Origin of the sequence: Catellatospora sp. TT07R-123, from assembly GCF_018327705.1 — a bacterium.
In the GTDB taxonomy this organism is placed as follows: Bacteria; Actinomycetota; Actinomycetes; order Mycobacteriales; family Micromonosporaceae; genus Catellatospora.
The window spans coordinates 1,180,609-1,207,130 of record NZ_BNEM01000002.1; the positions used below are offsets into that span (position 1 = coordinate 1,180,609).

The following is a 26,522-nucleotide window of genomic DNA, read 5'->3' on the forward strand; positions in this document are numbered from 1 at the left end:
CGGGACGGGTGGGATGGTAAAGGAGCACCACATTATGTCGCTTCCCGACCGACCGTGGGAACGCTCCCGCGATGCGGAAGGCACGTTTGGCGGTGCGTCCGCCGGGTAGCGTCGGGGCGGGAGGCTCACATGCCACTGCGCATCGAGGACTACGCCGTCATCGGCGACACCCAGACCGCCGCACTGGTCGGCCGGGACGGCTCCGTGGACTGGCTCTGCCTGCCCCGCTTCGACTCCGGCGCCATCTTCGCCGCCCTGCTGGGCACCCCCGACCACGGCCGCTGGCAGCTTGCCCCCGCGCACGAGGTGCGGGCGGTGCGCCGCGGCTACCGCGGGGACACGATGGTGCTGGAGACCGAGTTCGACACCGACACCGGCACGGTGCGCGTCATCGACTTCATGCCCCCGCGCGGCGAGGCCGCCGACATCGTGCGCATCGTCGAGGGCGTGCACGGCAGCGTCCCGATGCGGATGGACCTGCGGGTGCGCTTCGACTACGGCCACGTCGTGCCGTGGGTGCGGCGCGTCGGGCCCGACACCGTCGGCGTCGCCGGACCCGACGCGGTGTACCTGCGCACACCCGTGGACGTACACGGGGAGAACCTCGCGACCGTCGCCGACTTCACCGTCGACGCGGGCCGGCGGGTGCCGTTCGTGCTCACCTGGCGCGAGTCGCACCTGCCCGTGCCGCAGCCGGTGGAACCGGAGACCGCGCTGGCCGAGACCGAGTCGTACTGGCGCGAATGGATCGCCGGCTGCCACTACGAGGGGCCGTGGCGCGACGCGGTCACCCGCTCGCTGCTGACCCTCAAGACGCTCACCTACGGCCCCACCGGCGGGATCGTCGCCGCCGTCACCACCTCGCTGCCCGAGCAGCTCGGCGGGGTGCGCAACTGGGACTACCGGTACTGCTGGCTGCGCGACGCCACCATCACCCTGCAGTCGCTGCTCTACTCCGGCTACGTCGAGGAGGCCCGCGCCTGGCGGTCGTGGCTGCTGCGCGCCATCGCGGGCGACCCCTCCCAGCTCCAGATCATGTACGGCGTCGCCGGCGAGCGCTACCTGCCCGAACGCATCGCGCACTGGCTGCCCGGCTACAGCGGCGGCCCGGTGCGGCTGGGCAACGCCGCCGCCGAGCAGTTCCAGCTCGACGTCTACGGCGAGGTCATGGACGCCCTGCACCAGGCCCGCAAGGCCGGGCTGGAGGAGGACCAGCAGGCGTGGGCGCTGCAGACGGCGCTGATGGAGTTCGTGGCCCACAACTGGGACCGCCCCGACGACGGCATCTGGGAGGTGCGCGGCGGCTCCCAGCAGTTCACCCACTCCAAGCTGATGGCCTGGGTGGCCGCCGACCGCGCCGTCAAGACCGTCGACCAGTTCGGCTCCGCCGGACCGGCCCACCGCTGGCGCGCGCTGCGCGACGACATCGCCGCCGACATCCTCACCCGGGGGTACGACGCGCGCCGCGGCACCTTCACCCAGTTCTACGGCTCCCGCGAGCTCGACGCGTCCCTGCTGATGATGCCGCTGGTCGGGTTCCTGCCCGCCACCGACGAGCGGATGCGCGGCACCGTCGCCGCCATCGAGCGCGAACTGATGTCCGACGGCCTGGTGCAGCGCTACACCCAGCCGCCCGGGGTCGGGGTCGACGGCCTGCCCGCGGGCGAGGGGGCGTTCCTGGCCTGCACGTTCTGGCTGGCGCAGAACTACGCGCTGGCCGGGCGCCGCGACGAGGCCGTCGAGCTGTTCGAGCACCTGCTGAGCCTGCGCAACGACGTCGGGCTGCTCGCCGAGGAGTACGACCAGCTCGCCCGGCGCCAGGTCGGCAACTTCCCGCAGGCGTTCAGCCACGTCCCGCTGATCGACACCGCGCGGGTGCTCGGCCCCCTGCTCGCCCCGCCGCCCACCGACGGACATCCGGCGCCCAGGCACTAGCGCTACCGCCCTGGTCAGGGCCTACTCTGGGCAGAGGGCCTGCGCACAGAGGGCCTGCGCACAGGCCGGCTGCACCAGGGCGGGGGCGGCACCATGCGCATCACCGAAGACTGCGACACGCTGCTGCACGACATCATAGAGAACTGCGACGTTCGTCCGGTTTTCCAGCCGATCGTGTCGCTGCGTACCGGAACCACCGTCGCGTACGAGGCACTGGCCCGCGGACCGGCCGGCACGCCACTGGAGTCCCCCGACGCCCTGTTCGCCCTGGCCGCCGCCACCGGCCGCACCGCCGAACTCGACTGGACCTGCCGGATCGCCGCCCTGCGGGCGGCGCTGGGCGCGGGGCTCACCTGCCGCCTGCCGCTGTTCGTCAACGCCGAACCCGCCACCGTGCGGACACCGCCGCCGGCCGCGTTGCGCCGCGACCTGATCGCGGCGGCACAGCGCCTGCGCATCGTGGTCGAACTGACCGAACGCAAACTGATCAGCGACCCGGACGGCCTGCTGCTGGCCGTACGCGACATCCGGGCGCGGGGCATGCTCATCGCCCTGGACGACATCGGCGCCGACCCGGCCAGCCTCCAGGCCATGCGGGCCATCGCCCCCGAGGTGCTGAAGGTGGACCGCAGCGTGGTCCAGCACTGCAAGACACCCACCTCGCTCGACGTCATCGCCGCCGTCCGCGCCCAGGCCCGGCGCACCGGGGCGGTCATGGTCGCCGAGGGCATCGAGAACACCCATCATCTGCGCGCCGCACTGTGGCTGGGCGCCTCACTCGGCCAGGGCTGGCTGTTCGGGCACCCCGGACCGCTACCGGTCTGGTTCAGCGACGGCGGGCCCGCCGAGACGGCCCCGGATCCCGCCGCGACGCTGCGCGCCCTGGACCGCGTCCAGTACCGCCCTGAGCCGCCCCGGCTGCTGAACTGGCCGTCACCGTGCCGCTGCCACGAGACCCTCGCCCGCCACACCGCCTGACCCGCCCACCTCGCACCCGCGCCGCCCCGCCCCGCCGCGCGTCGCGGTCGCGATCGTGCAGTTTCGGGGAAAGTGCTCGAATGCGGGGCTGATTTCGTGCACTTTCCCCGAAACTGCACACTCGATGGAGCGCGTCCGGCGTGTCGGGGTGGTGTCCGCGATCACACCGGTGAGTCCATATAGGATTGATCCGAACTTGATCGAGGACCTGGGGAGGGCCCGTGAGCTTCTTCAATGCGGCGGGGCGCAACGAACGGAAGCTACAGCGGTTGCAGGATCAAGCCAACGACCACGCCACCAGGGCGATGGCGCTGCTGCGGGCCGGGCGCCCGCTGGAGGCGATCAGGCCCAGCCAGCAGGCGATCGAGACGATCCTGCACCTGCGCCAGCTGGAGCCGGACAACCAGGAGCACCTGGCCCAGCTCGCGGGCAAGCTGTACAACCACGCCGCGATGCTCGACCACGCCGGGCGCGGCGCCGAGGCGGTCGCCGTGGCGCGCCGGGCGCTGGAGTCATACCTCGAGCTCAGCGGTGGCGAGGTCGACCCGCAGGCGGCCGCCCTCGACCGTGTCATCCCGCGCGGGGCGTTCAGCGCGGGCAGCGCCGTGCCGGACCTGGCCGCCGCGGCGGCGATGACGGCCGACGCCAGGAGCCGGCTCGCGCTCATGCTCGCCAAGTGGGGCGGGCCCGCCGTCGCGGCCGAGGCCCGGCAGCTCGCCGTCGCGGCGGTCGACACGTACCAGCAGCTGAAGGAGATCGGCGCGGCCGACAGCGAGGACTTCCTGCGCGTGGTCACCCGCTACGACCAGGTGTGCCGACTGCTCGAAGCCCAGGAATAGGACCACGACGGTCGGCTCCGCAACGGCACCGGGCCGCTGCGGGGCCGACCGGCCTGCTCCGCGAACGGAGCGGAGTTACGGCGCGGGTTCCGTCGGGCCGTCGCCGGGCACCAGGAACGAGTAGTAGGCCGCGTCCGACGTGGTGCCGTCGGCGCTGCGCGACTGCACGATCAGGGTGTGATCGCCGGACCTGGCCGGGGTGTGGCTGATGGTCGCGGTGCCGTCCGGGCCCGCCGGGACGATCTGCTCCGCCCCGAAGTCGAACCGGTAGACGTACTCGACCACGCCCGCCGCGTGCGGTTGGAAGCTGAACGTGCCGGTGCTGCCGTACGGGGCGCCCGGCTCGTTGCGCGGCCAGTCCGTCGAGGCCACCACCGGTCGCGAGAGCACCGCCACACCGAACGAGGCCGCGCTGGAGCGCACCCCGCCACTTGTCACGCTGCGCACCAGCAGATCGGTGTACGGATTGACCGGCGTGAACACGAGCTGCGCGCTGCCGTCGGCGGCCGCAGGCAGGACCTGCTCCGGACCATAGTCGACCTGGTAGACGTAAGACACCACCCCGGCCATCGCCGGAGTGAAGGTCAGGTGGTGCGGCTGCCCCGGCCACGCGTCCGCGTCGGCGTCGGTGACCACCGGCGCGTTGTCGGCGACCAGGAACCGGAAGTTCGACTGCTCGCTGAGGTTGCCCGCACGGTCGACCGCGACCGCCGACAGCCAGGTCGGCCCGGCCCGGTCGGGAGTGAAGCCGACCGTCGCCGTCCCGCCCGGCCCGGCCGGCACGAACGTGTACGGCCCCTCGACACCCCAGAGGAACCCGGCCAGGTCCGGCACCCCCGCCATCGTGAACGTGAACGAGCCGGCAACCCCGCCGCCACCGTGCTCGGCACCGTCGTCCGGGTAGTCGGCCGAGGTGATCCGCAGGTCACCGGCGGGGGCGGTGGTGTCCACGGTGAACCGGCAGGGCGCCGACCACGGAGTGGCCGCGTCCTCGTCACGGGCCTTCACCGCGAACGCGTAGCGCCCGTCGGCCAGCAGGTCCGCGGGCAGCCGCAACCGCGCGCGGGGGTCGGCCGCGGTGACCGGGCCGACGTGGCGGAACATGGTCCGGTGCGCGGGGGCGTCCACGGGCCACACCGCGAACGTCGCATACCGCCCGTCGCGGTCGGGGTGGCTGAGTTCGGCGCTGAGCACCGGTTCGTCGCTGCTGGTCAGGACGCCGCCCGGCGTGCCGCAGGCGGTGTCGCCGACCATCAGCGCCGTGGGAGTCCCCGGCCTGGCGTTCGACCCGGTCGGGACGCCGGGACCCGCCGCGGCCGGGGCGGCGGCGACCGCCACCGCCCCGACGCCGGCCAGCATGGACAGGGCCGCCAGCGCGACCCTGATGGAACGTCGACTTCTACGCAAGATTGTCTCCCCCGTTGGTTGACAGTCGATAATGGACGAGCGCCGCTACGGTAGCGGAGCCTTTCCAGGCACGGGCTCCGGCGCCCGGCGCAGCAGCAGAGCGAGCGGGGTGACCAGCAGCAGCGCGGCCTCGCCCCAGAACGCCGCGTCGGCCAGCAGGTACAGCAGGTCCACCTGTTTGGCCAGGTCCTGCGGCGAGGCGGCGACGGCCTCGATCGCGACGAGCGTGTCGGCCTCGGCGTGGCTGGTGAGCCACGGCCACGGGTAGCCCAGGCCCCGGTGGTAGCCGAACATGCAGCAGATCCCGGTGCGCTCCGCCAGCAGGCTGGCCCCGAGCCCCACCAGGGTCAGCACCGCGACGGCCGCCCACGCCCAGCCCAGTGCCCGGCCGGTGGCACCGAGCCACAGCAGCAGGACCCCGCCGAGCGCCAGCACCAGCGCGAACACCGTGTAGTAACCGTCCAGCCCATGACTGACCATGGCCAGCCCCACCATCAGCAGGCTCGCCGCCCCAGCGGTCACGAGCAGAGCCCGCCACCATACCCCCATCGACATGTCTCGCAGTGTGACACGACGGACGGCGCCGCACTGCCCGTCCACCGGACGGCGCCGCGATCGACCTGATCGGACGGTCGCCGCAGCGGTCGCGATGGGCTGGACTTGGCCATATTGACAGTAGCCAGGCCGCCATCCGCTCTCCGTTGTCGAGGTCGACCGTGTTCCTGAAGGTTGAAGAGCTCAGCCGCAGGCGGCTGATGCACATGCGCGACAGCGCCGCGTCGTACGAGGGGGCGCGTTTCCAGGCCGAGCACGCGATGATCGAGGTGAAGCGGCCCCGGGACGAGAGCACCACGCTGCACTTCCGGTGCGCGGCCCCGGGTTGCGGCCGGTCGGTGCCGGTGTGGGCGGCGAGCATGGCCGAGGCCCGGCGCGGCAAGCTGCTGCGGGCCGGGTTCCTGTGGGCGACGGTCACGGTCGCGATCGGTCTGGCGGTATGGATCGCGACGCTGGCCGGGGCCGTGTTCCTGCTGCCGCTGGCGCTCGGGGCGCCGCTGGCGTACCGGCTGCTGCGGGTGTGGCAGCGCTACGACGGCATCGAGGCCGACGACGCGCAGCACGTGGTGCTGCCCCTGTCCCGCGCCTGAGGTCCGCGCCCGGTAGGGTCCGACGTCCACGACCCTGGGGGTGACGGATGTCGGTGTCCGAGGCCGCGGTGCCCGCGGTATCGCTGTGGCGGCGGCCGGGCTTCTCGGCGCTGCTGGTCGGGCAGACGCTGTCGGCGCTGGGCGACTCGTTCTCGTTCGTGGCGATCCCGCTGCTGGTGCTGCATGCCACCGGCTCGGTGGCGCAGATGGGCGTGGTGACCGCGCTCGGCGGCGCGGCGGCGCTGGTGACCGGGGTCTTCTCCGGGGTGCTGGCCGACCGGTTCGACCGGCGGCGGCTGCTGATCGCCTGCGACGTGGCTCGGTTCGCGCTGTACGCGGCCGTGCCGGTGCTGTGGACCGCGTATCCGGTGGTGTGGCCGCTGTACGTCGTGATGCCGCTGGCCGCCGCGTTCGGCAACGTGTTCCAGGTGACGTATGTGACCGTGGTGCCGGGGCTGGTGCCGCCGGAGGAGATCACCCGGGCCAACGGGCGGCTGTACGCGTCGTACTCGGCGGCGTTCCTGGTCGGTCCGGCACTGGCGGGCCTGGTGTCGGGGCGGTTCGGTCCGGCGCCCGCGATCGCGTTCGACGCGGCCACGTTCGCGGTGTCCGCGGTGTGCATCGCGCTGATCCGGGTGCGTACGCCGGTCGCGGCGGCGCCGCGCGAGCCGGAGAGCCTGTTCGCCGTGTTCTCGGCCGGGGTGCGGTTCATCGCGGGCCACCCGGTGCTGCGCTGGCTGACTGTGCTGCTGACGATCGTGTCCGGACTGCTGCTCGGCCTCAACGACGTGATCGTGTACCACGTCAAGCACGGCCTCGGCGGAGACGACAGCGTCGTCGGGTACGTGCTGGCCACCGGGATCGTCGGCAGCCTGGCCGCGTCGCTGCTGGTGGCCCGGGTGCGCGGCCGCCTGGGCTTCGGCCCGACCTGGGTGGCCGCCAACGCGGTCGCGGGCGCGGGCATCGCCGCGGTCGGCTGGGCGGGCGGCGTGGTGCCGGTGGCGGTGCTGCTGGCGCTGGTGATGCTGTGCACGTCGCTGGGCGGCATCTCGTCGATGTCGCTGCGGCAGGAGGTGACCCCGGCCCACCTGCTGGGCCGGGTGACCTCGGCGTTCTGGACGCTGCACTCGGCGCTAGCCCCGCTGGGCGCGGCGGCGCTGACGGCCGCCGCGGCCAGGTTCGGGGTGGCGGCGACGCTGTCGGCCGCCGGGGCGCTGTGCGCGGTGACCGCGCTGATCGGCCTGCTCACGCCCCTGCGGCGGGCCGACCGGGCGCGGATCAGTCCGGCGGGTCGGCCCCGAGCAGGTGACCGGTGGTGGCACCGCCGGCGTCGAGGCGGTCGAGTGCCGCGACCAGTTTGCGCTCCTCGTAGGTGAAGTGCGACTCCAGCAGCGCGGCCAGGCCGCCGAGCTCGGCGCGCAGCCGGGCCGAGCGCGCCGGGTCGCCCGCCGCCGCCGGCACTTTGGCCAGTATCTCCGGCAGGCGGTGCAGCACCGCGTTGATCTGCACATGGTCGCGGCGCAGCTCGTCGAGGACGGGCACCAGGTCGGGGCGCTGCCGGGCCAGCGCGGTGAACGCGTTGCCGTCCTCGGCCGTGTGATGGCGGTGCAGCGCGGTGCAGAACGCCAGGCAGTGGGTCGGCAGGTCGCGCGGCGGCAGGTCGCCCGGCGGGGGCGCGGTGCCGGCCAGGTGCGCGTCGACGTCGGCGCGCAGGCGGGCGAGCTGCTCGCGCAGCCCCTCGTGGATGTCGATGAGGTGGCCGCCGTACGCGATGATCCGCTCGTACGGCTCGGAGGTGGTGGACATGCCCGTCCTCGGGTTCGGCGCCTCCATGCCCTCGGCGGCCTTCGTGCCGGGCGCACCGCGACGCTGCGGCCACAGTACCGCAGCGTCGCGGGCGGTCAGCTCCGGCGCGAGCTGCGGACCAGTTCCGCCGCCAGGCCCAGCTGGGCCAGCTCGACCCTGGTCAGGCTCGGGTCCAGTTCGCGGATCGCGACGGCACGCGGCAGCTGGTGCAGCGGATCGCCCTCGGCGTGGCGCAGCAGCGCAGACACGAAGCGGCGGGCCGCGTCGGCCAGCGCGGCTTCCCCGCCGACGGCGACCTGGGCCACGATCAGCGCGGACATCGCCACGTCGAGGTCGGGCGGCCCGTCGGCGGCGTTGCGCCAGTCGATGACCACCGGGCACTCGTCGGTCAGGATGACGTTGTCCGGGTGCAGGTCCAGGTGCAGCAGGCGGCTGCCGGGCGCGGCCCCGGGCCGGGTCGGCGCGGCGTGCAGCCGCGAGTGCAGCCCGGCCAGGATCTGCGCACCCGCGTCGATGTCGATGCTGCCGTCGAGCATCGCGTCGCGCAGGCTGGGCCCGTCCAGCCGATCCATGATCAGGTCTGGGCCCTGCGCCTGGTAGACATGCGGCACGGGCAGGCCGTGCGCGGCCGCGTACCCCATGATCGCGGCCTCGGCCGCGGTGTCGCCGCCGTCGCGGTAGCGACGTAGGACCCTGCCGTCGTCGACGGCGTATACATTGGCGCTGCGCCCCCGGCCCACCAGCACGAGTTCCGGCACCACCTCAGCGATCCCCTTCCGCACAGTAGCTCACCGGTATTCCATCGCGACTAAGCGTGAACGTCCAGTAGGGATCGCTCAGCTGGACGTGGCGAGCTTCACACCGAGTCCGATGAGGACCGTTCCGGCGACCGCGTCGATGGCACGGCGGACCCGTACGGCGGCGGGCGCTCCCCCGACCAGCCAGCGGCGGGCCAGGCCGACCCCGCCGATGATCAGTCCAAACCAGACCATGGCCTCCAGATCGTGAATGAGTGCCATGAGCACACCCATCGGCAGTGCCGCCACCCCGGCGGGCAGGAACTGCGGCAGCATCGCGGCGTAGAAGACGCCGACCTTCGGGTTGAGCAGGTTCGTGCCCAGGCCGCGCAGGAACGCGCGCCGGGCGGACTGCGGCAGCTGCGCCGCCTGACCGTCCAGGTCGGACCCACGGCGGCGCCACGCGTCGCGGAGCATGACCGCGCCCAGCCACAGCAGATACCCCGCACCGGCGACCCGGATCACCGTGAACGCCGTGTGCGAGGCGGTGACCAGGGCCGAGATGCCCGCTGCGGCGGCGGTGCCCCAGATCAGCGCGCCGGTGCAGATACCCAGCGCGGTCGCCAGCGCCAGCCGGCGTCCCTGCACGACCGCGGTACGCAGGACCAGGGCCGTGTCGACCCCGGGGATGATCGTCACCACGGCGGCGACGAGCGTGAACGAGAGCAGAGCCGAGCCGACCGTCATCGGGGCAGCGTACCGATCTCAGCGTGGCGCGTGCTCGGCGTGCGGCTGCCGTCCCGCCCGGCGCAGCATGCCCCCGGCCAGCGGGGCGGCGTCGAGGTCACCGGCGGCGATGCGCGCGGTGATGGTGCGGCGCACCATGCGGGCGGCCAGGGCCGGGAAGTGCCTGGCCACGAAGAGTTCGACCCGGCCCCGGCCGGTGGTGGCGATGTCGCGGCGGGGACGGCGCGCGACGGCGGCGCCCAGGATCGCGGCGATCACGCCCTCGACCGGCTCCAACCGGGAGACGCCCTGAAGCGACAGGCCGGCCTGCGCCGACGCGTCGTGGATGGGCGAGGCGACCATGCTCGGGTACACGACGGACACGCCGATGTGCGAGCCGACCTCCAGGCGCAGCGCGTCGGCGTAGGCGACCAGGGCGCGCTTGCTCACGCCGTACGCGGCGGCCAGCGGCAGCGGCAGCAGCGCCATCCGGCTGGACACGAACACGATCCGGCCCCGGCTGCGCTCCAGCGGCGCGATCGCGGCGGCGGTGGTGTGCCAGGCCGCCATCAGGTTGACCTCCAGCTGGCGGCGGGCCGCCTCGCCCGGCGGCAGCTCGGCCGGGGCCGGGCCACCCACCCCGGCGTTGTTGACCAGCAGGTCCAGGCCGCCCAGCAGCTCCACCGCCTGCGCCACCCCCTCGCGGGCGCGGGCGCCGTCGGTGAGGTCGCAGGCGATCACCGGGGTGTCGCCGATCCGCCCGCCGACCAGGTCCAGGCCGACGACCTGGGCCCCGGCCGAGGCCAGGCGCTCGCACAGCATCCGCCCGAACGTGCCGTTGGCCCCCGTGACCACGGCCCGCTGTCCGCGCAGCGTCCTCATCGGTTGTTCCCCTTCCAGCTCACGCCCTGGCCGCGGATGGCGCGGGCGGTGCCCCGCGCCAGCTCCCCGGCGGCCAGGTCGAGGTAGGCGTCGAAGTCGATGCGCATCGCGGGGCGGCGCTGCCCCCAGCGGTCGGCGGCGGCGGCGTGCTCGCGGATGATGTCGGCGGCCTGCGCGGCCGGGTCGGGCAGCGCGTACCGCCCGGCGACGTACGCGGCGGCCAGCCGGGCCTGCGCCTCGACCACCGGCAGCGCCGACCCGGTCGACTGCATCAGCCCGACGAACATCAGCCCGGGTTCGCCCTGGTGGAACACGTGCCGGAACAGCGGCATCCGCTCGGCCGAGGGCGCGAGCAGCGCCTGGTCGAGGAACGGCAGGTCGATGGTGTAGCCGGTGCACCACACGACCAGGTCGATCTCGTCGGTGCGCCCGTCGGCGAAGGTGACGGTCTGCCCGTCGAAACCCTTGATCCCATCGCGTACGCCGATCTCGCCGTGGGTGATCCGCGACAGCAGCGCGTCGGACAGGGTGGGGTGGTCCTGCAGGAAGCCGTGTTCGGGGTCGGGCAGGCCGTAGCGCGACGGCCTGCCGACGGCGGCGCGCAGCATGGTCTGGCTGATGCGCTGGCGCAGCCGCCACGGCAGCCGCTTGGCCAGCGCGCCGTTGAGGGTGTCGGACGGCTTGCCGAACAGGTGCTTGGGCACGATCCACACGCCGCGGCGCACCGACAGCAGGGTGCGCGGGGCGACGTACGAGGCGTCGACGGCGATGTCCATGGCGGAGTTGCCGCCGCCGACGACCAGCACCCGGCGCCCGGCGAGCTGGTCGGGGCCCCGGTAGTCATGGCTGTGCAGCTGCTCGGCGGTCAGCGTGCCCGGGTAGGCGGGCTCGGGCAGCCGGGGGCGGCTGTTGTGGCCGTTGGCGACCACGACCGCCTCGACGTGCACGGCGACGGCGCCGTCGGGGTTGAACGCGGTGACGCGCCAGCCGTCGCCGTCGCGGACCACCTCGGTCACGGTGTGGTGCAGGCACACGCTCTTGAGCAGATCGAACCGGACCGCGTAGTCGTGCAGGTAGGCCGCGATGCGGCCGTGGTCGGGGTAGTCCGGCCAGTCGGCGGGCATGGGCGCGTCGGCGAACTCGGTGCGGGTCCTGCTGGTGTTCAGGTGCAGCGTCCGGTACGCCGAGGAGTGCGGGGCGCCGTACACCCACAAGCCGCCGACCTGCGCCCCGGCGTCGAAGCACACCGCGGGCACACCGCGGTCGGCCAGCGCCTTGAGCGTGGCAAGTCCGGCCGGACCGGCGCCGATGACGGCGACGCGTGGGCTCATCGCACCCTCCCCAATTAATCCAACGCCTGCTGGATATTGCCGGAGGGGACGGGCGACGTCAAGGGCGGGGGGCGTACATCCGGTCCAGCCAGCGGTGCGCGTACGCCCGGAACTCCCGGCGCTGGCGCGCCCCGGCCGACCCGGCCAGCAGGCCCACGACGTGCGCGTGCACCGCCCAGACCAGGCTGCGCACGGCCAGGTGCGGGTCGGGCTCGTCCAGCACCCCGGCCGCGTGCGCCTGGGCGAGCACCTGCTCGACCGCCCGGTAGAGCGGGTGGGAGTAGCGCTCGTCCAGCTCGGCGTGGCGGTCGGGCTCCAGCCAGCGGCGCAGCCACAGGCCGGTGGTCTCCGGCCGGTCCTCCAGGAAGTCGACGAAGCTGTCCAGCAGCTCGTGCAGGGCGGTCATGGCCGCGGCCGGGCCGGACCCCAGCGCCGCCCCGGCGGCACCGGTGGCCTGGGCGAGCACCGTGCGCTCCGCGTCGTAGACGTGGGCGAAGCAGGCGTCGTAGAGCGCCGCCTTCGTGCCCACGTGGTGGTGCACGGTCGCGACGTCGACCCCGGCGGCCGCGGCGACCTCGCGCATGCCGACCGCGTCGAAGCCGCGCCGGGCGAACAGCGCGGTAGCCGCGACGACGATCGCGTCCGGGGTGGCCCGGCGGTCGGTGCTGCGCGGACGGCCAGGTCCGCGGCGGGGTGTGGTCATGGCTCCCATCGTGCCCTACTATCCAGCGAATGTTGGATTACAGCCCCGGCGAGACCGCGCCCGAGGCCGCCGCGGCGCAGGCCGCCCGGCTGCCGCGCGGCGGCATGCTGGCGTACGCGACGGGCTCGCTCGGCATGGGGACCTGGGTGACCGTACCCGGCCTGCTGCTGCTGTACTTCCTCACCGACGTGCTCGCCGTGACGCCGCTGCTGGCGGGCGTGGTGCTGCTGCTGCCCAAGGTCGCCGACGTGCTGCTGCACCCCTGGGTCGGCCACCTGTCCGACCGCGACCTGCGCCGCCGCGGCCACCGCCGCGCCCTGATGGTGCTGGGCTGCGGCCTGCCGCTGGCGTTCGCGGGCCTGTTCGCGGTGCCGGGCGGGCTGTCCGGCGCCCCGGCGGCGGCCTGGGTCGCCGTCGGCTTCGTCGCGGGCAACCTGCTGTTCGCCGCGTACCAGGTGCCCTACCTGTCCACCCCCGCCGACCTCGGCATCGGCTACCACGAGCGCACCCGGCTGATGGGCTTCCGGATGGTCGTGCTGACCGTCGGCATCCTGCTGTCCGGCGTCGTCGCCCCGATGCTCGCGGGCAGGCAGGACCCCACCCGTGCCGGATACGCCCTGATGGGCGCGGTCCTCGGCGCGACCATGCTGGCGACGATGCTGGTCGGCATCGGCGGCGTGCGCCGCCTGGCCGCCGCCGCCCCCGGGCAGGCTCCGGCGGCGGCCCACCCCGCCGCCGGATTCCGGACGCTGCTCGGGGCGCTGCGCGACCCGCAGTTCCGCTGGCTGGTCGGCGCCTACCTGGCCATGTCGACCACCACCCACCTGGTGCTGGCCGCCGTCCCCTACTTCGCGAAGTACGAACTCGGCCGCCCCGGGCTGACCACCGTGCTGGTCGCCGCGTTCGTCGCCCCCGCGCTGGTGGCGACGCCGGTCTGGGTCGCGGTGGCCCGCCGCATCGGCAAGCAGCCCGGCCTGCTCATCGCCCAGGGCGCGTTCGTCGCCGGGTCGCTGGTGCTGGCGCTCGGCTCGGCCGCCGGGCTGCCGGTGCTGATCGGCGCGGTCGCGGTGCTGGGTGTGGCGTTCGCGGCGATGCAGCTGCTGCCGTTCTCGATGATGCCCGACGCCATCCGCGCGGCCGGGGGCACCGAGCGGGCCGGGACGTACACCGGGGTGTGGACGGCCGCCGAGGCCACCGGTGGGGCGCTCGGCCCGTACGTCTACTCGGCGTGCCTGGCCGCGGGCGGGTTCGTCGCCTCCGGCGCGGGCGACCAGGTGGCGCAGCCGGGGCTGGCGCATACCATGATCCGCCTCGGGTTCGGCCTCGTCCCGGCCGTACTGATGATCGTCGCGATGCTGCTCCAGCGCCGATACACCCTGGACCGCACCCTCCGCTGACCTCCGCCGCGCCCCGCCGCGCCCCCGCGCGGCCCGTGGGTTCGTGCAGTTTCGGGGAAAGTGCAGCAATCCTCGCCGGTATTCGTGCACTTTCCCCGAAACTGTAGAATCGTCTGTCCAATTAGGTCGGCGACCGGCCACGGGTGTATTAGTTCTGGCGTGACTTTCACGAAGCACCACCGACTGCTCGGGCTTCTCTTCGTGGCCGCCGTCGCCGCCGGCGCCACGGCCTGCTCCTCGACCGACGACACGGCGACCGGTGCCACGCCCAGCGCGGTGGCGTCGGCGTCCGTCCCGTCGGCGTCGCCCTCGGCCGCCGCCGACGGCTGCCCGCCGGACGTCAACCTGATGTACGAGTCGCTCAAGGCCACCCCGGCCGTCTTCGACGAGATCGACAAGAGCGTCACCGGCATCGGCGAGCCGAAGTGCGCCGAGGGCTGGTCCACCGCGATGACGGTCGTGAAGAACGCCGATCCGCTGGTGGTGCTGTTCCGGTACGACCCCGCCACCGGCAAGTGGACCCCGGTCGCGGTCGGTTCGGACGGCGTGTGCGACGGCGCGGTCAAGGTCCCCGACGCCGTCCAGGCGAAGCTGCACCCGGGCTGCTGATCCCCGGGTCGCCGACCCCGTGCGGCCGTCCCGGCCCGTCCCGCGCCGGGGCGGGGCGGCCGCGCGGACCCGGACACGGCCGCCCCGGTGCCCCGCGCCCACGTCCGGAATGTGCAAGAGTGGGCGCATGCAACGGATTTCGGGCCGGATCGCGGCCATCGCCGAATCAGCCACGCTCGCCGTCGACGGCAAGGCCAAGGCCCTCAAGGCGGCCGGTCGCCCGGTGATCGGCTTCGGCGCGGGCGAGCCCGACTTCCCGACCCCCGACTACATCGTCGCGGCGGCCCAGGCCGCCTGCGCCGACCCGCGCATGCACAAGTACTCCCCCACCCCCGGCCTGCCCGAGCTGCGCGAGGCGATCGCCGCCAAGACCCTGCGCGACTCCGGCTACGCCGTGCAGCCGGGCCAGGTGCTGGTCACCAACGGCGGCAAGCAGGCGGTGTACACCGCGTTCGCGACCCTGCTCGACCCCGGCGACGAGATCATCGTGGTCGCGCCGTACTGGACCACGTACCCGGAGGCGGTCAAGCTGGCCGGGGCGGTGCAGGTCGACGTGCACACCGACGAGCACTCCGGCTACCTGGCCACGGTCGAGCAGCTGGAGGCCGCCCGCACCCCGCGCACCAAGGCGCTGCTGTTCGCCTCCCCCGCCAACCCCACCGGCGCGGTGTACCCGCCCGAGCAGGTCGCCGCGATCGGCCGCTGGGCCGCCGAACACGGGCTGTGGGTGATCACCGACGAGATCTACGAGCACCTCACCTACGGTGACGCGTCGTTCGCCAGCATCGCCGCCGCCGTGCCGGAACTGGGCGACAAGGTGGTGATCCTCAACGGCGTCGCCAAGACGTACGCCATGACCGGCTGGCGCGTCGGCTGGCTCATCGCCGCCCCGGACGTGGTGGCCGCCGCGACCAACCTCCAGTCGCACCTGAGCTCCAACGTCTGCAACGTGGCCCAGGCCGCCGCGCTGGCCGCCGTCGCCGGGGACCTGTCCGCCGTCGACCACATGCGCCAGGCGTTCGACCGGCGCCGCCGGACCATGGTCGCGATGCTCAACGACATCCCGGGAGTGGTCTGCCCCGAACCGTTCGGCGCGTTCTACGCGTACCCGTCGGTCAAGGGGCTGCTCGGCCGGGAGCTGCGCGGACGCCGGCCGCAGACGTCGGCCGAGCTGGCCGCGCTGGTGCTCGACGAGGCCGAGGTCGCGCTGGTGCCCGGCGAGGCGTTCGGGACGCCCGGCTACTTCCGGCTGTCGTACGCCCTCGGCGACACCGACCTGGTCGAGGGGCTGACCCGGCTGGGCAAGCTGCTCGCCGAGGCCCAGCCAGCCCGCTGACCTCCGGTCGGCAGGGCCGCCCACCAGGGGGTACGGTATGCCGCCGTGACCCTGTACCTCGTCGCCGCCGCCGTCTTCGGACTGGCCGCCTTCGCGCAGGCGGTGACCGGCTTCGGCTTCGCGCTGGTTTCCGTACCCCTGCTGGCCATGGCCGACCAGCCGCAGCCCGCCGTGGTGTCGGCCACCATCGTGAGCCTGATCCTCAACGCCGCGACCGCCTGGCGCGAGCGCGCCCACGCCGAGCTGCCCGTGGCCCGGCGCCTGCTGATCGCGGTCGCCGTCGGCATGCCGCTGGGCCTGCTGCTGCTGGTCTCGCTGCCCGACCTCGCGCTGCTGATCCTGATCGCGGTGGTCAACCTGACCAGCACGCTCGTGGTGTGGCGCGGCTGGCAGCTCTCCCCCGGGGCGGGCACCGCCGCCGCGGCCGGAATCCTGGCCGGGGTGCTGACCACCACCACCGGCACCAACGGGCCGCCGCTGGTGGCGACGCTGCGGGCGATGAAGCTGGAGCCGCGCGTGTTCCGGGCCACCGTGGCGCTGATCTTCGGCGTGGTCGGGCCGGTCGCGGTGGTCGGCTTCGGTGTCGCCGGGACCCTGACCTGGCACGCGACCCTGCTCGCGGCGGCCGGACTGCCCGCGACGGCGCTCGGCGCATGGCTGGGCAACGTCATCTTCCACCGGATGGACCCGCTCGCCTTCCGCCGCGTCGTCCTGTCCTGCCTGGCCGGCAGCGCCGTCGCGGCCCTCGTCAACGCCACCACCCGCGCCAGCTGACCCCGCGCCGACCCGCCGCGCCGCGGGTTTAGGCGGTGGCGGGTCGGCGGGTGAGGGTGATCGTGGGGAGCAGGCGGGGCGCCCGCCGGGCGGCGACGTCCTCCACCCAGCCGAAGCAGAGCACCGCCAGTGCCGTGAGCGGGATCGTGACGAGCAGGGTGACCGGCGCGGAGTCGGTGAGTGCCGGGACACCGGTGCGGTTGATCAGCCAGTGGCCGACGAAGATCATCGGGAACTGCCAGACGTAGACGGTGACGGCGCGGGCGTTGAGGACCGCCACGGCCCGGCGCGGCAGCTCAGGCAGGCGGTCGTACCAGGTCATGGACGGGCGCAGGCGAAGGGCGACGAGGACCACCGCCGTGCCCCAGAGCACCTCCGACAGCGGCGAGCCGTTGGAGCGCAGTGCCATCATGCCCAGGGCGGCGCCGATCGCCAGGGCCGCCGCCAGCGGCACCCGGTCGAGCAGGCGCAGGTGGCGGGCGTACCCGAGCAGCCAGCAGGTGCCGTACGCGGCGGTGGACCAGATCACGTCGCCGACGGGGTCGGACGGAATGGTGATCACGGTCACGCACGCCACGGCCAGGGCCAGCGGGGCGAGCAGCGTCGGCAGCGGCCAGCGGCGCACCGCCCACCACAGCAGCGGCGACAGCAGCACGAACCACAGGTAGGCGCGCAGGTACCACAGCGCGACCACGAAGATCCCGCCGTCGGGCGAGGCGGGCGGGTTGGCCAGCGGCAGCACCCACAGCAGCGGGTCGTACCAGCGCATCGGCTGCTGCGGGTCGTGCAGCCAGCCCTGCAGCAGCATCAGCGGCAGCGCGATCGCGCCCAGCGCCCACAGCGGCGGCAGCAGGCGGCGCAGCCGCGACCGCACGGTCGGGGCCGCGCCACCGCGCTCCAGCGAGACGGCCGTCAGATATCCGGCCAGCCCGAACATGAGCCACATCGACGGGAACAGGGTGGTCAGCGCCCCGATCGGGATCGCGTGGTTGAGGAACACCCGGACGATCGCGGCCGCGCGCAGCGTGTCCACGTACGGGCTGCGGGCACGGGCCGTCGGCGCGGGCGTGATGGCAGCAGCCGGCGCCGTTCTTTCGATGATCGACATAAGCGGGAGTCACTCCGGTCAGTCACGGGCGGCGTGCCTTCAACCAGACCCGACTTCCCTCAAGAGAACCTCGACAAACCGGTCCGTGAACCTTCCCTGTGACCGACGCGACTGTATTGGCCGAGGAGGTGACCATGACAGACGAATTACTGGTGGTCCGCTGCCGGCTCGGCGAACGGGACGCGCTGGCGCAGCTGGTGCGCCAGTGGCACGACCCGGTGCTGGCGTACGTGCGCCGCATGCTCGGCCCGGCGCTCGCCGACGACGTGGCCCAGGAGGTGTGGGTGGCGGTGTTGCGCGGTCTGCCGAAGCTGCGCCGGCCGGAGCGGTTCACCCCGTGGCTGTTCACCATCGCGCGCCGAGTGGTGATCAACCGGCTGCGGGAGGAGTACGCCCGGCCCGAGGCCGCGGCCGAGACCCCCGACCTGGCCGTGCCCGACCACGGCGACCTGGTCGCCGAGCGGGCCGAGGTGACACGGCACCTGGCGGCGCTGCCGGTGCGCGAGCGCGAGGTGCTGGTCCTGTTCCACCTGGAAGACCTGCCGCTGGAGACGTGCGCCGAGATCTGCGGCGTGCCGGTCGGCACGGTGAAGTCACGCCTGTCGCGGGCCCGGCGGATGGTGCGCGCGGCGATCGAATCACAGGGAGGACGTCCATGAACGCCGAGGAGATGCTGGCCCGGCTGGAGCGGCCGCTGTCGCCGTGGCGGCGGGTGGCCACCGCGGCCGCCGCGATCGGCGGGTGCGCCGGCGCCGCCGCGATCGGGGTCCTGTGGGCCACCGAGCCGGACCTGCCGGTCCGGACCCAGGTGGCGTTCGCCGCACTGGTCGCGGTCGGCCTGGCCTGGGCCGGGTACGGCGTGTGGGCGCTGACCCGGCGTACGCCGCTGTTCGCCCGCGACCGCGTCGTCGCGGGCTGGCTCGCCCTGGGCGCGACGGTGCTGCTGACCGGGCTGGTCGTGGCCGTCACCGTCGCGCGCCGGCCGGCTCAGCCGCTGCTGCTGGCCCTGGTGCTGGCCCTGCTCGCGCTGGCGGTGGTGAACCTGGTCCGCGCCCGCGCCGCCCGCTCGGCACTGCTGCGCCGCAAGCACGAACTAGGCGGCTGACCTGCCTCCGCTGACCCGAGCTCAGGCGAAGCGTTCGACGGTGACCGGGATGAGGCCGCGATCGCGCAGCAGGCTGCGCAGCCGGTGCAGCAGCGCGCCCAGCGTCGCGGGTTCCGGCTCCGAGTCCGGGCCCAGCAGCGCGGTCAGGTCGATGCTCCAGGCCACGCCGAAGCCGATACGCCGCAGTTCCCAGCTGAACTCGTGTGCCTGCGCCGCGAGCGCGCCGCGGCCCAGGACCCGGGGCTCGGCCGGGTCGTCGACCGGCTGAAGCCACTCGCGGCACCACAGATCGGCCATGCCGTGCTCGCCGAGGTCGCCCGCGAACAGGATGCGGTACACGCGCCGGTCGAAGAATCCGGCCGGGACCTGCGCCGGGCCCAGCCGCAGCGGGGCGGAGGCGGGCCGGAGGTCGCGGTCGGCGAACTGCCTGCGCAGCTCACCGGCGTGCGGCAGGTCGGTGTCGGTCAGCCGCCGGTACGCCTCCTCGGCGGCTGACCGGCCGGTCGGGCGCACCACCGTGCGCACCCGCGCGTCCGCCCGCAGCGACCGGCTGAAGCCCGCCGAGCTCCACCAGCCCTCGCCGGCCGACCACACCGCGCTGTCCACCCCGGCCGCGGCGAAGTCCTCGTGCAGCACGAACTCCTCGACGGCGATCCCGCACGGGGCCACCCCGCGCCACACGTCGTCGGGCTCGGCGTAGACCAGGTAGTAGTCGAGCTCGCAGTCGAACGACGGCTCCCCGTCATACCCGACCGACTCACGCGTACGCAGCCGCACCTCGGCATCCATGCCTGCATGATGTCGCACCGTGCGGCCGCGCACGCTCAGCCACACCGGCACTGTTGCAACACGTTGTAATTGTTAGATCACGGAAAGTAGGTGACGACCTCCTGCGCCTCCCCGTCGTAGCCGCCGAGGAAGCAGATCCGGTGGTAGTTCGCCAGCACCCGGCTGCCCGCGCGGGCGTCGGCCTCGGTGTCGAACACGTGCAGGATGTGGTCGTGGTCCTTGACCCGCCAGCCGTCACCGTGGCCCATGTCCTCGACGATCAGGTGTCCCGGCTCGTACGCCGAGCAGTTGTCCTGCTCGCCCTCGATCACCGCGGCCCGCCCCGAGGGGTCCAGCCAGTAGTCGAAGACGAACGTGTCGCCGTCCTCGCGGGCGTTGCCGCGCCCGACATAGCAGTGCCTGCGGTAGCGCTGCGCCAGCGCGAGCCCCTGCCCGCCGGATGCCGCCCCCGGCCCGCCGTGCAGGCGCAGCACCGGGGTCGCGCCGTCGGCGACCGTGTACACCCCGGCCTCGTAGCCGACCCGCAGCCGGGCGGGGTCGTAGAACACGCAGTCGGCGGGGGTCGGCCACTGTCCCGCCACCGGCGACGCCTGCGGACCAGGCGAGTCCGGTGCGGCGGACGGCGGAGGCGGCAGGGCGGCGCCGGAGCCGCCGCAGCCAGGCAGGAGCAGGAGCAGGGCGGCCAACGGCAGGACCGGCAGGAACGGCAGGAATCGTCGCATACCGGAAAGGTAGGTCGCCGCCCCTGCCCGCTACGCCAGCGACGCGCCCGTCAGCGGATCGCCCGGGACCTGGAGCGACGGCTCCGACCGGTACAGCTCCACCGCCTCGGCCAGCGGCCCGCCCGCGGCGCTGATCACGGCGACCCGGTCCAGCAGGGCCAGCTCGGCGGCGGTCAGCTCATCGTAGTGCCGGGGGATCAGCCCCCAGTTGTCCCAGGGCAGCACCTCCACCCCGTTGAGCGCGGCCAGGTCGCGCAGCAGGTTGCCCTGGACCTCCCACATGCCGGTCAGCCCCACGCTGTGGACGCCGAACGTGCCCGGGTCGCGGTCACCGGCCCGGCACTCCTGCCAGGCGCGCCCCGCCACCAGGAACCCGTCGCGCGGCACGTCCAGATGGTCCACCGCCGACCCGTACGCGGCCCGCGCACCGCCTGCGAGCTGGGCGTCCACCAGCCGCCAGCCGTCACCGTGCCACCATTCGACCACCCAGTGGTCGTCGAAGAAGTCCGGCGCGAAGTAGCCCGCGAAGCCGACCCGCACCCTGGCGGGCACCCCGGCCTCGCGCAGTGCCGCGCACAGCAGCACCGAGAAGTCGCGGCAGGTCCCGGCGAAGCGCTCGGGCACCGGGCGGGCCGCCAGGTCCGCGCCGAGCCGGTCCAGGATCGCCGCGGTGTGCCGCGTGTTCGCCTCGTCGCGGCGTGCCTCGGTCAGGTCCAGGCCGAACCGCCACTTCGCCTCGTCGCGGTGCAGCACCACCCCGCGTACGACCTCGGCCAGCTCGGCGACGTCGGCGGGCAGCCCGGCGAACGCGGCGCGGTGCGCGCCCGGATCGGTGACCGGGCTGTGCCGGCGGTAGAAGTCGAGCTCGTCCATGCGTCCTCCCGTGCCGGTTGCTGTCGCGGGCGACCGTACCGCGTCGCACCGACAGCGCGACCGGCCCGAGCGGACGAATTTGGGCAGGCCGCAGCGGGCGGCCGGGAATCCGGGCACCCGCTGCGGACGCGGCTCAATAGGCGACCGTGAACCGCTGCTGCGGGAAGGTGCCCTGCTCGACGGCGTCGACGACCGCCGCGGCGTAGTCGCCGGTCGAGATGCGGCACTCCCCTGCCGCGTCGGTCAGCGGCGTGTCACTCGCCTCGGCCCGGTAGGCGCCGGTCTTGTCGCCCGGCACCAGGTGCACCGGCGGCGGGCTGACGTACGACCAGTGCAGGTCGGTCTGGGCGGCGCGCAGGATCTCCAACGCGGCGCCCTGGTCGAGCGCCGTCTCCAGGTATTGCGGCGGGAACGCGGGCGAGTCGACGAACCGCTGCCCGGACGGCGCGAGCAGGCTGCCGCCGCCGCCGAGGAACACCAGGCGGGCCACCCCGGCCGCGGGCAGTGCCGCGAGCAGCGCCTCAGCGGTACGCGGCACGGTCCGGTCCGGACCCTTGACCGCGACGACGACGGCGTCATGCCCGTACACCGCGTCCTTGAGCGACGCCGCGTCGGTGGCGTCGACGTCGGCGCGCCCGAGCGTGGTGACCTCGTGCCCGCGCTCGCGCGCCTCCCGGACCACGACGTTGCCGAGGTTGCCCGCGGCGCCGATGACGGCGATCTTCATGCTGCTTCCTTCTTTCCCCAGGTACGACCGACGAAGTCGGCGATGAGCGGTGCGATCTCGGGCAGGCACTCCTCCAGCGCGAAGTGCCCGGTGTCGAAGAGGTGGATCTCGGCGTCGGGCAGGTCCCGCCGGTACGCGTGCGCCCCGGGCTCGGGGAAGAACGCGTCGTTGCGGCCCCACAGCACCAGCGTCGGCGGCCGGTGCTCGGCCAGCCAGCGCTGCCAGGCCGGGTACAGCGCCAGGTTGGTGTGGTAGTCCAGCGCCAGCGCCACCTGGGCGTCCTTGCGGCCGGGCTGGTCGAGGAAGTGCTGGTCCAGGGTCCAGCCGTCCGGTGAGACCAGTTCGGGGTCGGCGGTGCCGCCCTCGTACTGGCCGCGGGTGACCGGCAGGACGAGGATCTGGCGCGCCCGCTCCCGCGCCCCGTCCACGCCGGGCCGGTCGGCGGCCATGCCGCGCGCCATCTCGGACAGGCCCTCGTCGTAGGCGTTGGCGTTCTGCGCCACGAGGCCCACGACGGCCTCCGGGCGGCGCTGGGCCAGCCGCATGCCGACCGGGCCGCCGAAGTCGAAGGCGTACAGGACGAACCGGTCGAGGCCGACGGCGTCGAGGAAGCCCTCGACCACGTCGGTCAGGCTCTCGAAGCTGTAGATGAAGTCGGCGGGCACCTCGGTGTGCCCGAATCCCGGGTAGTCCGGCGCGATCAGCCGGTAGCGCGTGCCGAGCGCGTCGAACAGGCGGCGGAACTGGTGCGAGCCCGAAGGGAAGCCGTGCAGGAGCAGGAGCACCGGTGCGTCCGGCGGCCCGGTCTCCCGGTAGAAGACGCGGGCGTCACCCACCTGCACGAACCGGTGGTACACGCGCGGGACCTCATACACGATGAGCACCTCTTAACGAGAAGCAGTTTGCGTTAGCATGGGCATCGTGACAGAGCCGGAGTCCTTAATGCAAGACGGTTCCCGTTTAGCGGGCTCGGTGCGGCCGGGCGGGCGCACCTCGCGCACCCGGGCCGCCGTCTTCGACGCTGCCATGGCCGAGCTGGCCGAGAAGGGTTTCGCGGGAACCGGGATGGAGAAGATCGCCGCCCGCGCCGGGGTGGCCACCTCGACCGTGTACCGCCGCTGGGGCAGCCTGACCGGCCTGCTCCAAGACCTGGTCGACGAGATCACGCTGGACGTACGGCTCACCGACGCCGGGCCGCTCGCCGACGACCTCGCGCAGATCGCCCGCGTGATCCTCATCCTCAACCGGCACCCCGTGCACCGGCCGTGGATGGACGCCGTCGTCACCGCCGCGGTGCACGACCCGGCCGCGCGCCAGGTGCTGTCACGCACCATCCGGCGCCGCATCGAGGGCACCGCCCCGGTCGTCGCGCGCGCCGCCGAACGCGGCGAGATCCCCGCCGACACGGACGCCGAGGAGGTCATCCGGATGCTCGCGGCGCCGTTCTACTACCGCATGTACATCAGCGGCGAACCGATCACCGACGACCTGCCCGACCGGGTCGCCGCCGCCGTGGTCGCCGCCGTCCAGGCCGGGAGGCTGCGCCGTACCTGACCGGCGGTTACTCGAAGGGGGTCGGGTCGCCGGCGCCCCGGCGCAGGATCTCCGGCTCGTCGCCGGACAGGTCGACCACGGTGCTCGGCCCGGTGGTGCAGTCGCCGGAGTCCAGGACCGCGTCGACCTGGTGGTCGAGCCGCTCCTTGATCTCCCAGCCCTGCGTCATCGGCTCCTCCTCGCCGGGCAGCAGCAGCGTGCTGGAGACCAGCGGCTCAGCGAGTTCGGCCAGCAGCGCCTGGGCCACCGCATGGGCCGGGATGCGCACCCCGATGGTCTGCTTCTTGGGGTGCTGCAGCCGCTTGGGCACCTCGCGCGTGGCCGGGAGGATGAACGTGTAACCGCCGGGCGTGTTCGCCTTGAGCAGCCGGAACACCGAGTTGTCGATCTTCACGAACTGGCCCAGCTGCGCGAACTCGGCGCAGACCAGGGTGAAGTGGTGCCGGTCGTCGAGGTGGCGGATCTCGCGGATGCGATCCAGCCCGTCCTTGTTGCCCAGCTGGCAGCCGAACGCGAAGCACGAGTCGGTCGGATACACGATGAGCCCGCCGCCGCGGACGATGTCGACCGCCTGCTTGATCGCGCGGGGCTGCGGGTTGTCCGGATGCACGTCGAAGTACTTCGCCACGACCAGAGCCTAGACCTCGGCGGGCCGAGCACGAGCGAGGCGCCCGGCCGCGATCTGGTGCGAAGATCGCGGCCGGGCGCCCGGCCGGTCTCAGACCGGCTGACCCGCAGGTCGGGCCGCCGACGGCTCGGCGGCGACCGGGTGCGGGGTCAGCGGCTGGGCGCCGTAGAGCTCGTCGGCCAGCTCGGTCTCCTGGCTGACCTCGTCGTCGGGGGTGCGGGCCTTGCGCGGGCCGATCAGGCTGACCGCCGCGCCGATCACGCCCATCGCGATGGCCAGCCAGAACACCACCACGAGCCCGTCGTGGAAGGGCCCGGCGATCAGGTCGGGGAAGAACTGCCGGTCGGTGAGGGTCGCGGCGTTGGCTGCGGGCAGCTTGCTCAGCAGGTCCGGGCCGAGCAGCTCCTGGATCGGGTTGTAGCCGAGGAACGCCGCGAACAGCGTGCCGACCGGCGGCAGCTGCGCGATCGCGATCGCCGACGCGTCGGGCACGCCCTGGGCGGTGAGCCCGGCGCGCAGCGTGTCCGGCAGCGAGCTGGACAGGCCCGCGACCATCAGCGAGAAGAAGACGCCGATGGACAGCACCATGCCCGCGTTCATGAAGGTGGCGCGCATGCCGGAGGCGACGCCGCGCAGATGCGCGGGGACCGCCGACATGACCTGGGCGGTGTTCGGGGCCGAGAACAGGCCGCCGCCGAGGCCGTTGAGGAAGACCAGCGCGGCGAAGACGCCGTAGTGGAAATTGGTGGGTACGAGCAGCAGCCCCGCGAACGACGCCGCCATCACCAGCAAGCCGCCCGCCGCGAAGATGCGCGCGCCGAACCGGTCGGACAGCCAGCCCGACAGCGGCCCGGCGGCCAGGAAGCCGACGGTCAGCGGGAGCAGGTAGATGCCGGCCCACAGGGGCGTGGCCTCGTAGTCGTACCCGTGCAGCGGCAGCCAGATGCCCTGGAGCCAGATGATCAGCATGAACTGCAGGCCGCCCCGGGCGATCGCGCCGAGCAGGCTCGCGGCGTTGCCGCCCGCGAACGCCGGGTTGCGGAACAGGTGCAGCGGGAACATCGGCTCGGCGATGCGCGACTCGACCACGCAGAACACGACCAGCAGCAGCGCGCCGCCGACCAGCCCCGCGATGATCCACGGGTTGGTCCAGCCCATGCTGTGGCCGCCGTAGGGCTGGATGCCGTACGAGATGGCGGCCAGCAGGGCGGTCAGGCCCGCCGCGAAGGTGATGTTGCCCCACCAGTCGATCTTCCCGGGGCGCCGCACGCCGTTGTCACGCAGCGACCGGTATGCCCACACCGTGCCCACCAGCGCGATCGGCACGTTCACCCAGAAGATCGAGCGCCAGTTCCACTCGGCCAGCACGCCGCCGAGGACCAGGCCGATGAACGAGCCCGCGATGCCCGCGACGATGTTGATGCCCAGCGCGGTGCCGCGCTGGCGGGCCGGGAACGCGTCGGTGATGATCGCGGCGGAGTTGGCCATCAGCATCGAGCCGCCGATCGCCTGCACCACCCGCCAGCCGATCAGCCACATCGCGCCCGCGCCGCCGGTGAACGGGTCCAGCGCCAGGATCACCGAGGTGACGGCGAAGATGGCGAAGCCGAGGTTGTAGATGCGGACCCGGCCGAAGATGTCGCCCAGGCGGCCCAGGGTGACCACCAGCACGGCGGTGACCAGCATGTATCCCATCAGCATCCACAGCAGGTAGCCGACGTTGCCGGGCTGCAGCGGGTTGAGCCCGATGCCGTTGAAGATGGCCGGTAGGGAGATCAGCACGATCGAGGAGTTGATCGTGGCGAGCAGCATGCCGAGCGTGGTGTTGGACAGCGCGACCCACTTGTAGCGGTCTGCGGCGGTGCTCATGCGCGGGTTCTCTCTTTCGAGGGGTGTGCTGCGGCAGGACTGGGCCCGCCGGAGCGGGGCGTCACTGCGGGATCAGGTCCGCGAGGCGGTTGAGCACGGGCAGCGCGGCGTCGACGGCGCGCCGGTCGTCCTCGGACAGGGTGCCGAGGATCTCGTTGATGTGGTCGGCGCGGATCTGGCGGCGCTGCGCCATCAGCTCGCGCCCGGCCGGGGTGATCTCGACGAGGACGACGCGGCCGTCCTCGGGGTCGGCCGCCCGCGCGGCCAGCCCGTCGCGTTCGAGGCGCGAGACCAGCTGCGTCATCGCGGGCTGGGTCACGCCCTCCTTGGCCGCCAGCTCGGTGAGCCGGTGCGCGCCCTCGCGGTCCAGCCGGGCCAGCGTCGAGGCGGCGGTCAGGCTCAGGCCGGGCGGGCTGAGCCGCCGCAGCGCCGTGAACAGCCGCTGCACCGTCGTCGCCAGATCGGCATGGGCAGCATCAGCCACCTGAGAAGCAACCTGCACTTCCCAGTTATATCACGTACTTATAGAAGTTACTTATGCA

At 73.4% G+C, this 26,522-nt stretch carries 29 protein-coding genes; 12 read left to right on the forward strand and 17 right to left on the reverse strand.

The features are described from left to right. The first annotated feature begins 129 nt into the window (after positions 1-129). The 3 genes from Cs7R123_RS25360 to Cs7R123_RS25370 all read left to right on the forward strand — a co-directional run bounded on the left by Cs7R123_RS25360 (position 130) and on the right by Cs7R123_RS25370 (position 3,752). Positions 130-1,935 carry a glycoside hydrolase family 15 protein gene (locus Cs7R123_RS25360; protein WP_212830211.1) on the forward strand — a complete coding sequence of 602 codons (1,806 nt, stop codon included), beginning with the start codon at positions 130-132 and terminating at the stop codon, positions 1,933-1,935. Between the two features lie 93 nt (positions 1,936-2,028). Continuing rightward, entirely contained in the window at positions 2,029-2,913 is an 885-nt protein-coding gene (locus Cs7R123_RS25365; RefSeq protein WP_212830212.1) for an EAL domain-containing protein, read from the forward strand. 221 nt (positions 2,914-3,134) lie between these two features. Beyond that, positions 3,135-3,752 carry a hypothetical protein gene (locus Cs7R123_RS25370; protein ID WP_212830213.1) on the forward strand — a complete coding sequence of 206 codons (618 nt, stop codon included), beginning with the start codon at positions 3,135-3,137 and terminating at the stop codon, positions 3,750-3,752. Positions 3,753-3,827: 75 nt separating this feature from the next. Here Cs7R123_RS25370 and Cs7R123_RS25375 read toward each other — a convergent pair whose 3' ends face one another. Together Cs7R123_RS25375 and Cs7R123_RS25380 are read right to left on the reverse strand one after the other, a co-directional pair. Continuing rightward, the gene (locus Cs7R123_RS25375; protein WP_212830214.1) at positions 3,828-5,159 is read right to left on the reverse strand and encodes a hypothetical protein; all 1,332 of its coding nucleotides are present in this window, start codon (positions 5,157-5,159) and stop codon (positions 3,828-3,830) included. Between the two features lie 45 nt (positions 5,160-5,204). Continuing rightward, positions 5,205-5,714, reverse strand: coding sequence for a hypothetical protein (locus Cs7R123_RS25380; protein WP_212830215.1), 510 nt, complete (start codon positions 5,712-5,714; stop codon positions 5,205-5,207). A gap of 161 nt (positions 5,715-5,875) precedes the next feature. On the opposite strand from Cs7R123_RS25380, the gene Cs7R123_RS25385 reads away from it, so the two are divergent. Beyond that, the gene (locus tag Cs7R123_RS25385; protein WP_212830216.1) at positions 5,876-6,304 is read left to right on the forward strand and encodes a hypothetical protein; all 429 of its coding nucleotides are present in this window, start codon (positions 5,876-5,878) and stop codon (positions 6,302-6,304) included. A gap of 47 nt (positions 6,305-6,351) precedes the next feature. Beyond that, positions 6,352-7,680 carry an MFS transporter gene (locus tag Cs7R123_RS25390; RefSeq protein WP_212830217.1) on the forward strand — a complete coding sequence of 443 codons (1,329 nt, stop codon included), beginning with the start codon at positions 6,352-6,354 and terminating at the stop codon, positions 7,678-7,680. Here Cs7R123_RS25390 and Cs7R123_RS25395 read toward each other — a convergent pair. The 6 genes from Cs7R123_RS25395 to Cs7R123_RS25420 form a co-directional block, all read right to left on the reverse strand. Then, positions 7,583-8,110: a hemerythrin domain-containing protein gene (locus tag Cs7R123_RS25395; RefSeq protein ID WP_212830218.1), complete on the reverse strand. Its 528-nt coding sequence runs from the start codon at positions 8,108-8,110 to the stop codon at positions 7,583-7,585. The genes Cs7R123_RS25390 and Cs7R123_RS25395 overlap by 98 nt on opposite strands. Before the next feature lie 95 nt (positions 8,111-8,205). Then, positions 8,206-8,892, reverse strand: a complete 687-nt coding sequence (locus Cs7R123_RS25400) for a phosphotransferase (protein ID WP_244872133.1) — start codon at positions 8,890-8,892, stop codon at positions 8,206-8,208. A gap of 54 nt (positions 8,893-8,946) precedes the next feature. Continuing rightward, the gene (locus Cs7R123_RS25405) at positions 8,947-9,594 is read right to left on the reverse strand and encodes a LysE family translocator (protein ID WP_212830219.1); all 648 of its coding nucleotides are present in this window, start codon (positions 9,592-9,594) and stop codon (positions 8,947-8,949) included. 18 nt (positions 9,595-9,612) lie between these two features. Continuing rightward, complete coding sequence (locus Cs7R123_RS25410; RefSeq protein WP_212830220.1) at positions 9,613-10,455, reverse strand: SDR family oxidoreductase; 843 nt, start codon at positions 10,453-10,455, stop codon at positions 9,613-9,615. Further along, positions 10,452-11,786: an NAD(P)/FAD-dependent oxidoreductase gene (locus Cs7R123_RS25415; RefSeq protein ID WP_212830221.1), complete on the reverse strand. Its 1,335-nt coding sequence runs from the start codon at positions 11,784-11,786 to the stop codon at positions 10,452-10,454. Before Cs7R123_RS25415 ends, Cs7R123_RS25410 begins: the two co-directional genes overlap by 4 nt. Before the next feature lie 58 nt (positions 11,787-11,844). Continuing rightward, positions 11,845-12,489 (reverse strand): TetR/AcrR family transcriptional regulator, encoded by a 645-nt coding sequence (locus Cs7R123_RS25420; protein WP_212830222.1) that lies wholly within the window; start codon positions 12,487-12,489, stop codon positions 11,845-11,847. A gap of 29 nt (positions 12,490-12,518) precedes the next feature. On the opposite strand from Cs7R123_RS25420, the gene Cs7R123_RS25425 reads away from it, so the two are divergent. The 4 genes from Cs7R123_RS25425 (at position 12,519) to Cs7R123_RS25440 (ending at position 16,605) form a co-directional block, all read left to right on the forward strand. Beyond that, the gene (locus tag Cs7R123_RS25425; protein ID WP_212830223.1) at positions 12,519-13,886 is read left to right on the forward strand and encodes an MFS transporter; all 1,368 of its coding nucleotides are present in this window, start codon (positions 12,519-12,521) and stop codon (positions 13,884-13,886) included. Positions 13,887-14,045: 159 nt separating this feature from the next. Next, complete coding sequence (locus tag Cs7R123_RS25430) at positions 14,046-14,495, forward strand: hypothetical protein (protein ID WP_212830224.1); 450 nt, start codon at positions 14,046-14,048, stop codon at positions 14,493-14,495. A gap of 127 nt (positions 14,496-14,622) precedes the next feature. Continuing rightward, complete coding sequence (locus Cs7R123_RS25435) at positions 14,623-15,831, forward strand: pyridoxal phosphate-dependent aminotransferase (RefSeq protein ID WP_212830225.1); 1,209 nt, start codon at positions 14,623-14,625, stop codon at positions 15,829-15,831. Between the two features lie 45 nt (positions 15,832-15,876). Further along, positions 15,877-16,605: a sulfite exporter TauE/SafE family protein gene (locus Cs7R123_RS25440; RefSeq protein WP_212830226.1), complete on the forward strand. Its 729-nt coding sequence runs from the start codon at positions 15,877-15,879 to the stop codon at positions 16,603-16,605. A gap of 28 nt (positions 16,606-16,633) precedes the next feature. Here Cs7R123_RS25440 and Cs7R123_RS25445 read toward each other — a convergent pair whose 3' ends face one another. Next, complete coding sequence (locus Cs7R123_RS25445; RefSeq protein WP_212830227.1) at positions 16,634-17,713, reverse strand: acyltransferase; 1,080 nt, start codon at positions 17,711-17,713, stop codon at positions 16,634-16,636. Between the two features lie 134 nt (positions 17,714-17,847). Here Cs7R123_RS25445 and Cs7R123_RS25450 point away from each other — a divergent pair, with 134 nt between their 5' ends. After that, the gene (locus Cs7R123_RS25450) at positions 17,848-18,372 is read left to right on the forward strand and encodes an RNA polymerase sigma factor (protein ID WP_212830228.1); all 525 of its coding nucleotides are present in this window, start codon (positions 17,848-17,850) and stop codon (positions 18,370-18,372) included. Continuing rightward, entirely contained in the window at positions 18,369-18,818 is a 450-nt protein-coding gene (locus tag Cs7R123_RS25455) for a hypothetical protein (RefSeq protein ID WP_212830229.1), read from the forward strand. The genes Cs7R123_RS25450 and Cs7R123_RS25455 overlap by 4 nt, the downstream gene beginning before the upstream one ends. Before the next feature lie 21 nt (positions 18,819-18,839). On the opposite strand, the gene Cs7R123_RS25460 is transcribed toward Cs7R123_RS25455, so the two are convergent. The 5 genes from Cs7R123_RS25460 to Cs7R123_RS25480 all read right to left on the reverse strand — a co-directional run bounded on the left by Cs7R123_RS25460 (position 18,840) and on the right by Cs7R123_RS25480 (position 22,804). Further along, positions 18,840-19,607 carry a hypothetical protein gene (locus Cs7R123_RS25460; RefSeq protein ID WP_212830230.1) on the reverse strand — a complete coding sequence of 256 codons (768 nt, stop codon included), beginning with the start codon at positions 19,605-19,607 and terminating at the stop codon, positions 18,840-18,842. 77 nt (positions 19,608-19,684) lie between these two features. Then, positions 19,685-20,329, reverse strand: coding sequence for a hypothetical protein (locus Cs7R123_RS25465; RefSeq protein ID WP_212830231.1), 645 nt, complete (start codon positions 20,327-20,329; stop codon positions 19,685-19,687). A gap of 30 nt (positions 20,330-20,359) precedes the next feature. After that, a complete protein-coding gene (locus Cs7R123_RS25470; RefSeq protein WP_212830232.1) occupies positions 20,360-21,202 on the reverse strand; it encodes a transglutaminase-like domain-containing protein in 843 nt (280 codons plus the stop codon). Positions 21,203-21,335: 133 nt separating this feature from the next. Further along, the gene (locus Cs7R123_RS25475) at positions 21,336-21,929 is read right to left on the reverse strand and encodes an NAD(P)-dependent oxidoreductase (protein ID WP_212830233.1); all 594 of its coding nucleotides are present in this window, start codon (positions 21,927-21,929) and stop codon (positions 21,336-21,338) included. Next, positions 21,926-22,804 carry an alpha/beta fold hydrolase gene (locus Cs7R123_RS25480; protein WP_244872134.1) on the reverse strand — a complete coding sequence of 293 codons (879 nt, stop codon included), beginning with the start codon at positions 22,802-22,804 and terminating at the stop codon, positions 21,926-21,928. Before Cs7R123_RS25480 ends, Cs7R123_RS25475 begins: the two co-directional genes overlap by 4 nt. A gap of 67 nt (positions 22,805-22,871) precedes the next feature. On the opposite strand from Cs7R123_RS25480, the gene Cs7R123_RS25485 reads away from it, so the two are divergent. Further along, positions 22,872-23,483: a TetR/AcrR family transcriptional regulator gene (locus tag Cs7R123_RS25485; protein WP_212830234.1), complete on the forward strand. Its 612-nt coding sequence runs from the start codon at positions 22,872-22,874 to the stop codon at positions 23,481-23,483. Between the two features lie 7 nt (positions 23,484-23,490). Here Cs7R123_RS25485 and Cs7R123_RS25490 read toward each other — a convergent pair whose 3' ends face one another. From Cs7R123_RS25490 to Cs7R123_RS25500, 3 genes are all read right to left on the reverse strand, one after another. After that, the gene (locus Cs7R123_RS25490; RefSeq protein WP_212830235.1) at positions 23,491-24,111 is read right to left on the reverse strand and encodes an L-threonylcarbamoyladenylate synthase; all 621 of its coding nucleotides are present in this window, start codon (positions 24,109-24,111) and stop codon (positions 23,491-23,493) included. 90 nt (positions 24,112-24,201) lie between these two features. Beyond that, a complete protein-coding gene (locus Cs7R123_RS25495) occupies positions 24,202-25,980 on the reverse strand; it encodes an MFS transporter (protein WP_212830236.1) in 1,779 nt (592 codons plus the stop codon). A gap of 61 nt (positions 25,981-26,041) precedes the next feature. Beyond that, positions 26,042-26,464: a MarR family winged helix-turn-helix transcriptional regulator gene (locus tag Cs7R123_RS25500; RefSeq protein ID WP_244872135.1), complete on the reverse strand. Its 423-nt coding sequence runs from the start codon at positions 26,462-26,464 to the stop codon at positions 26,042-26,044. Positions 26,465-26,522: the final 58 nt, after the last annotated feature.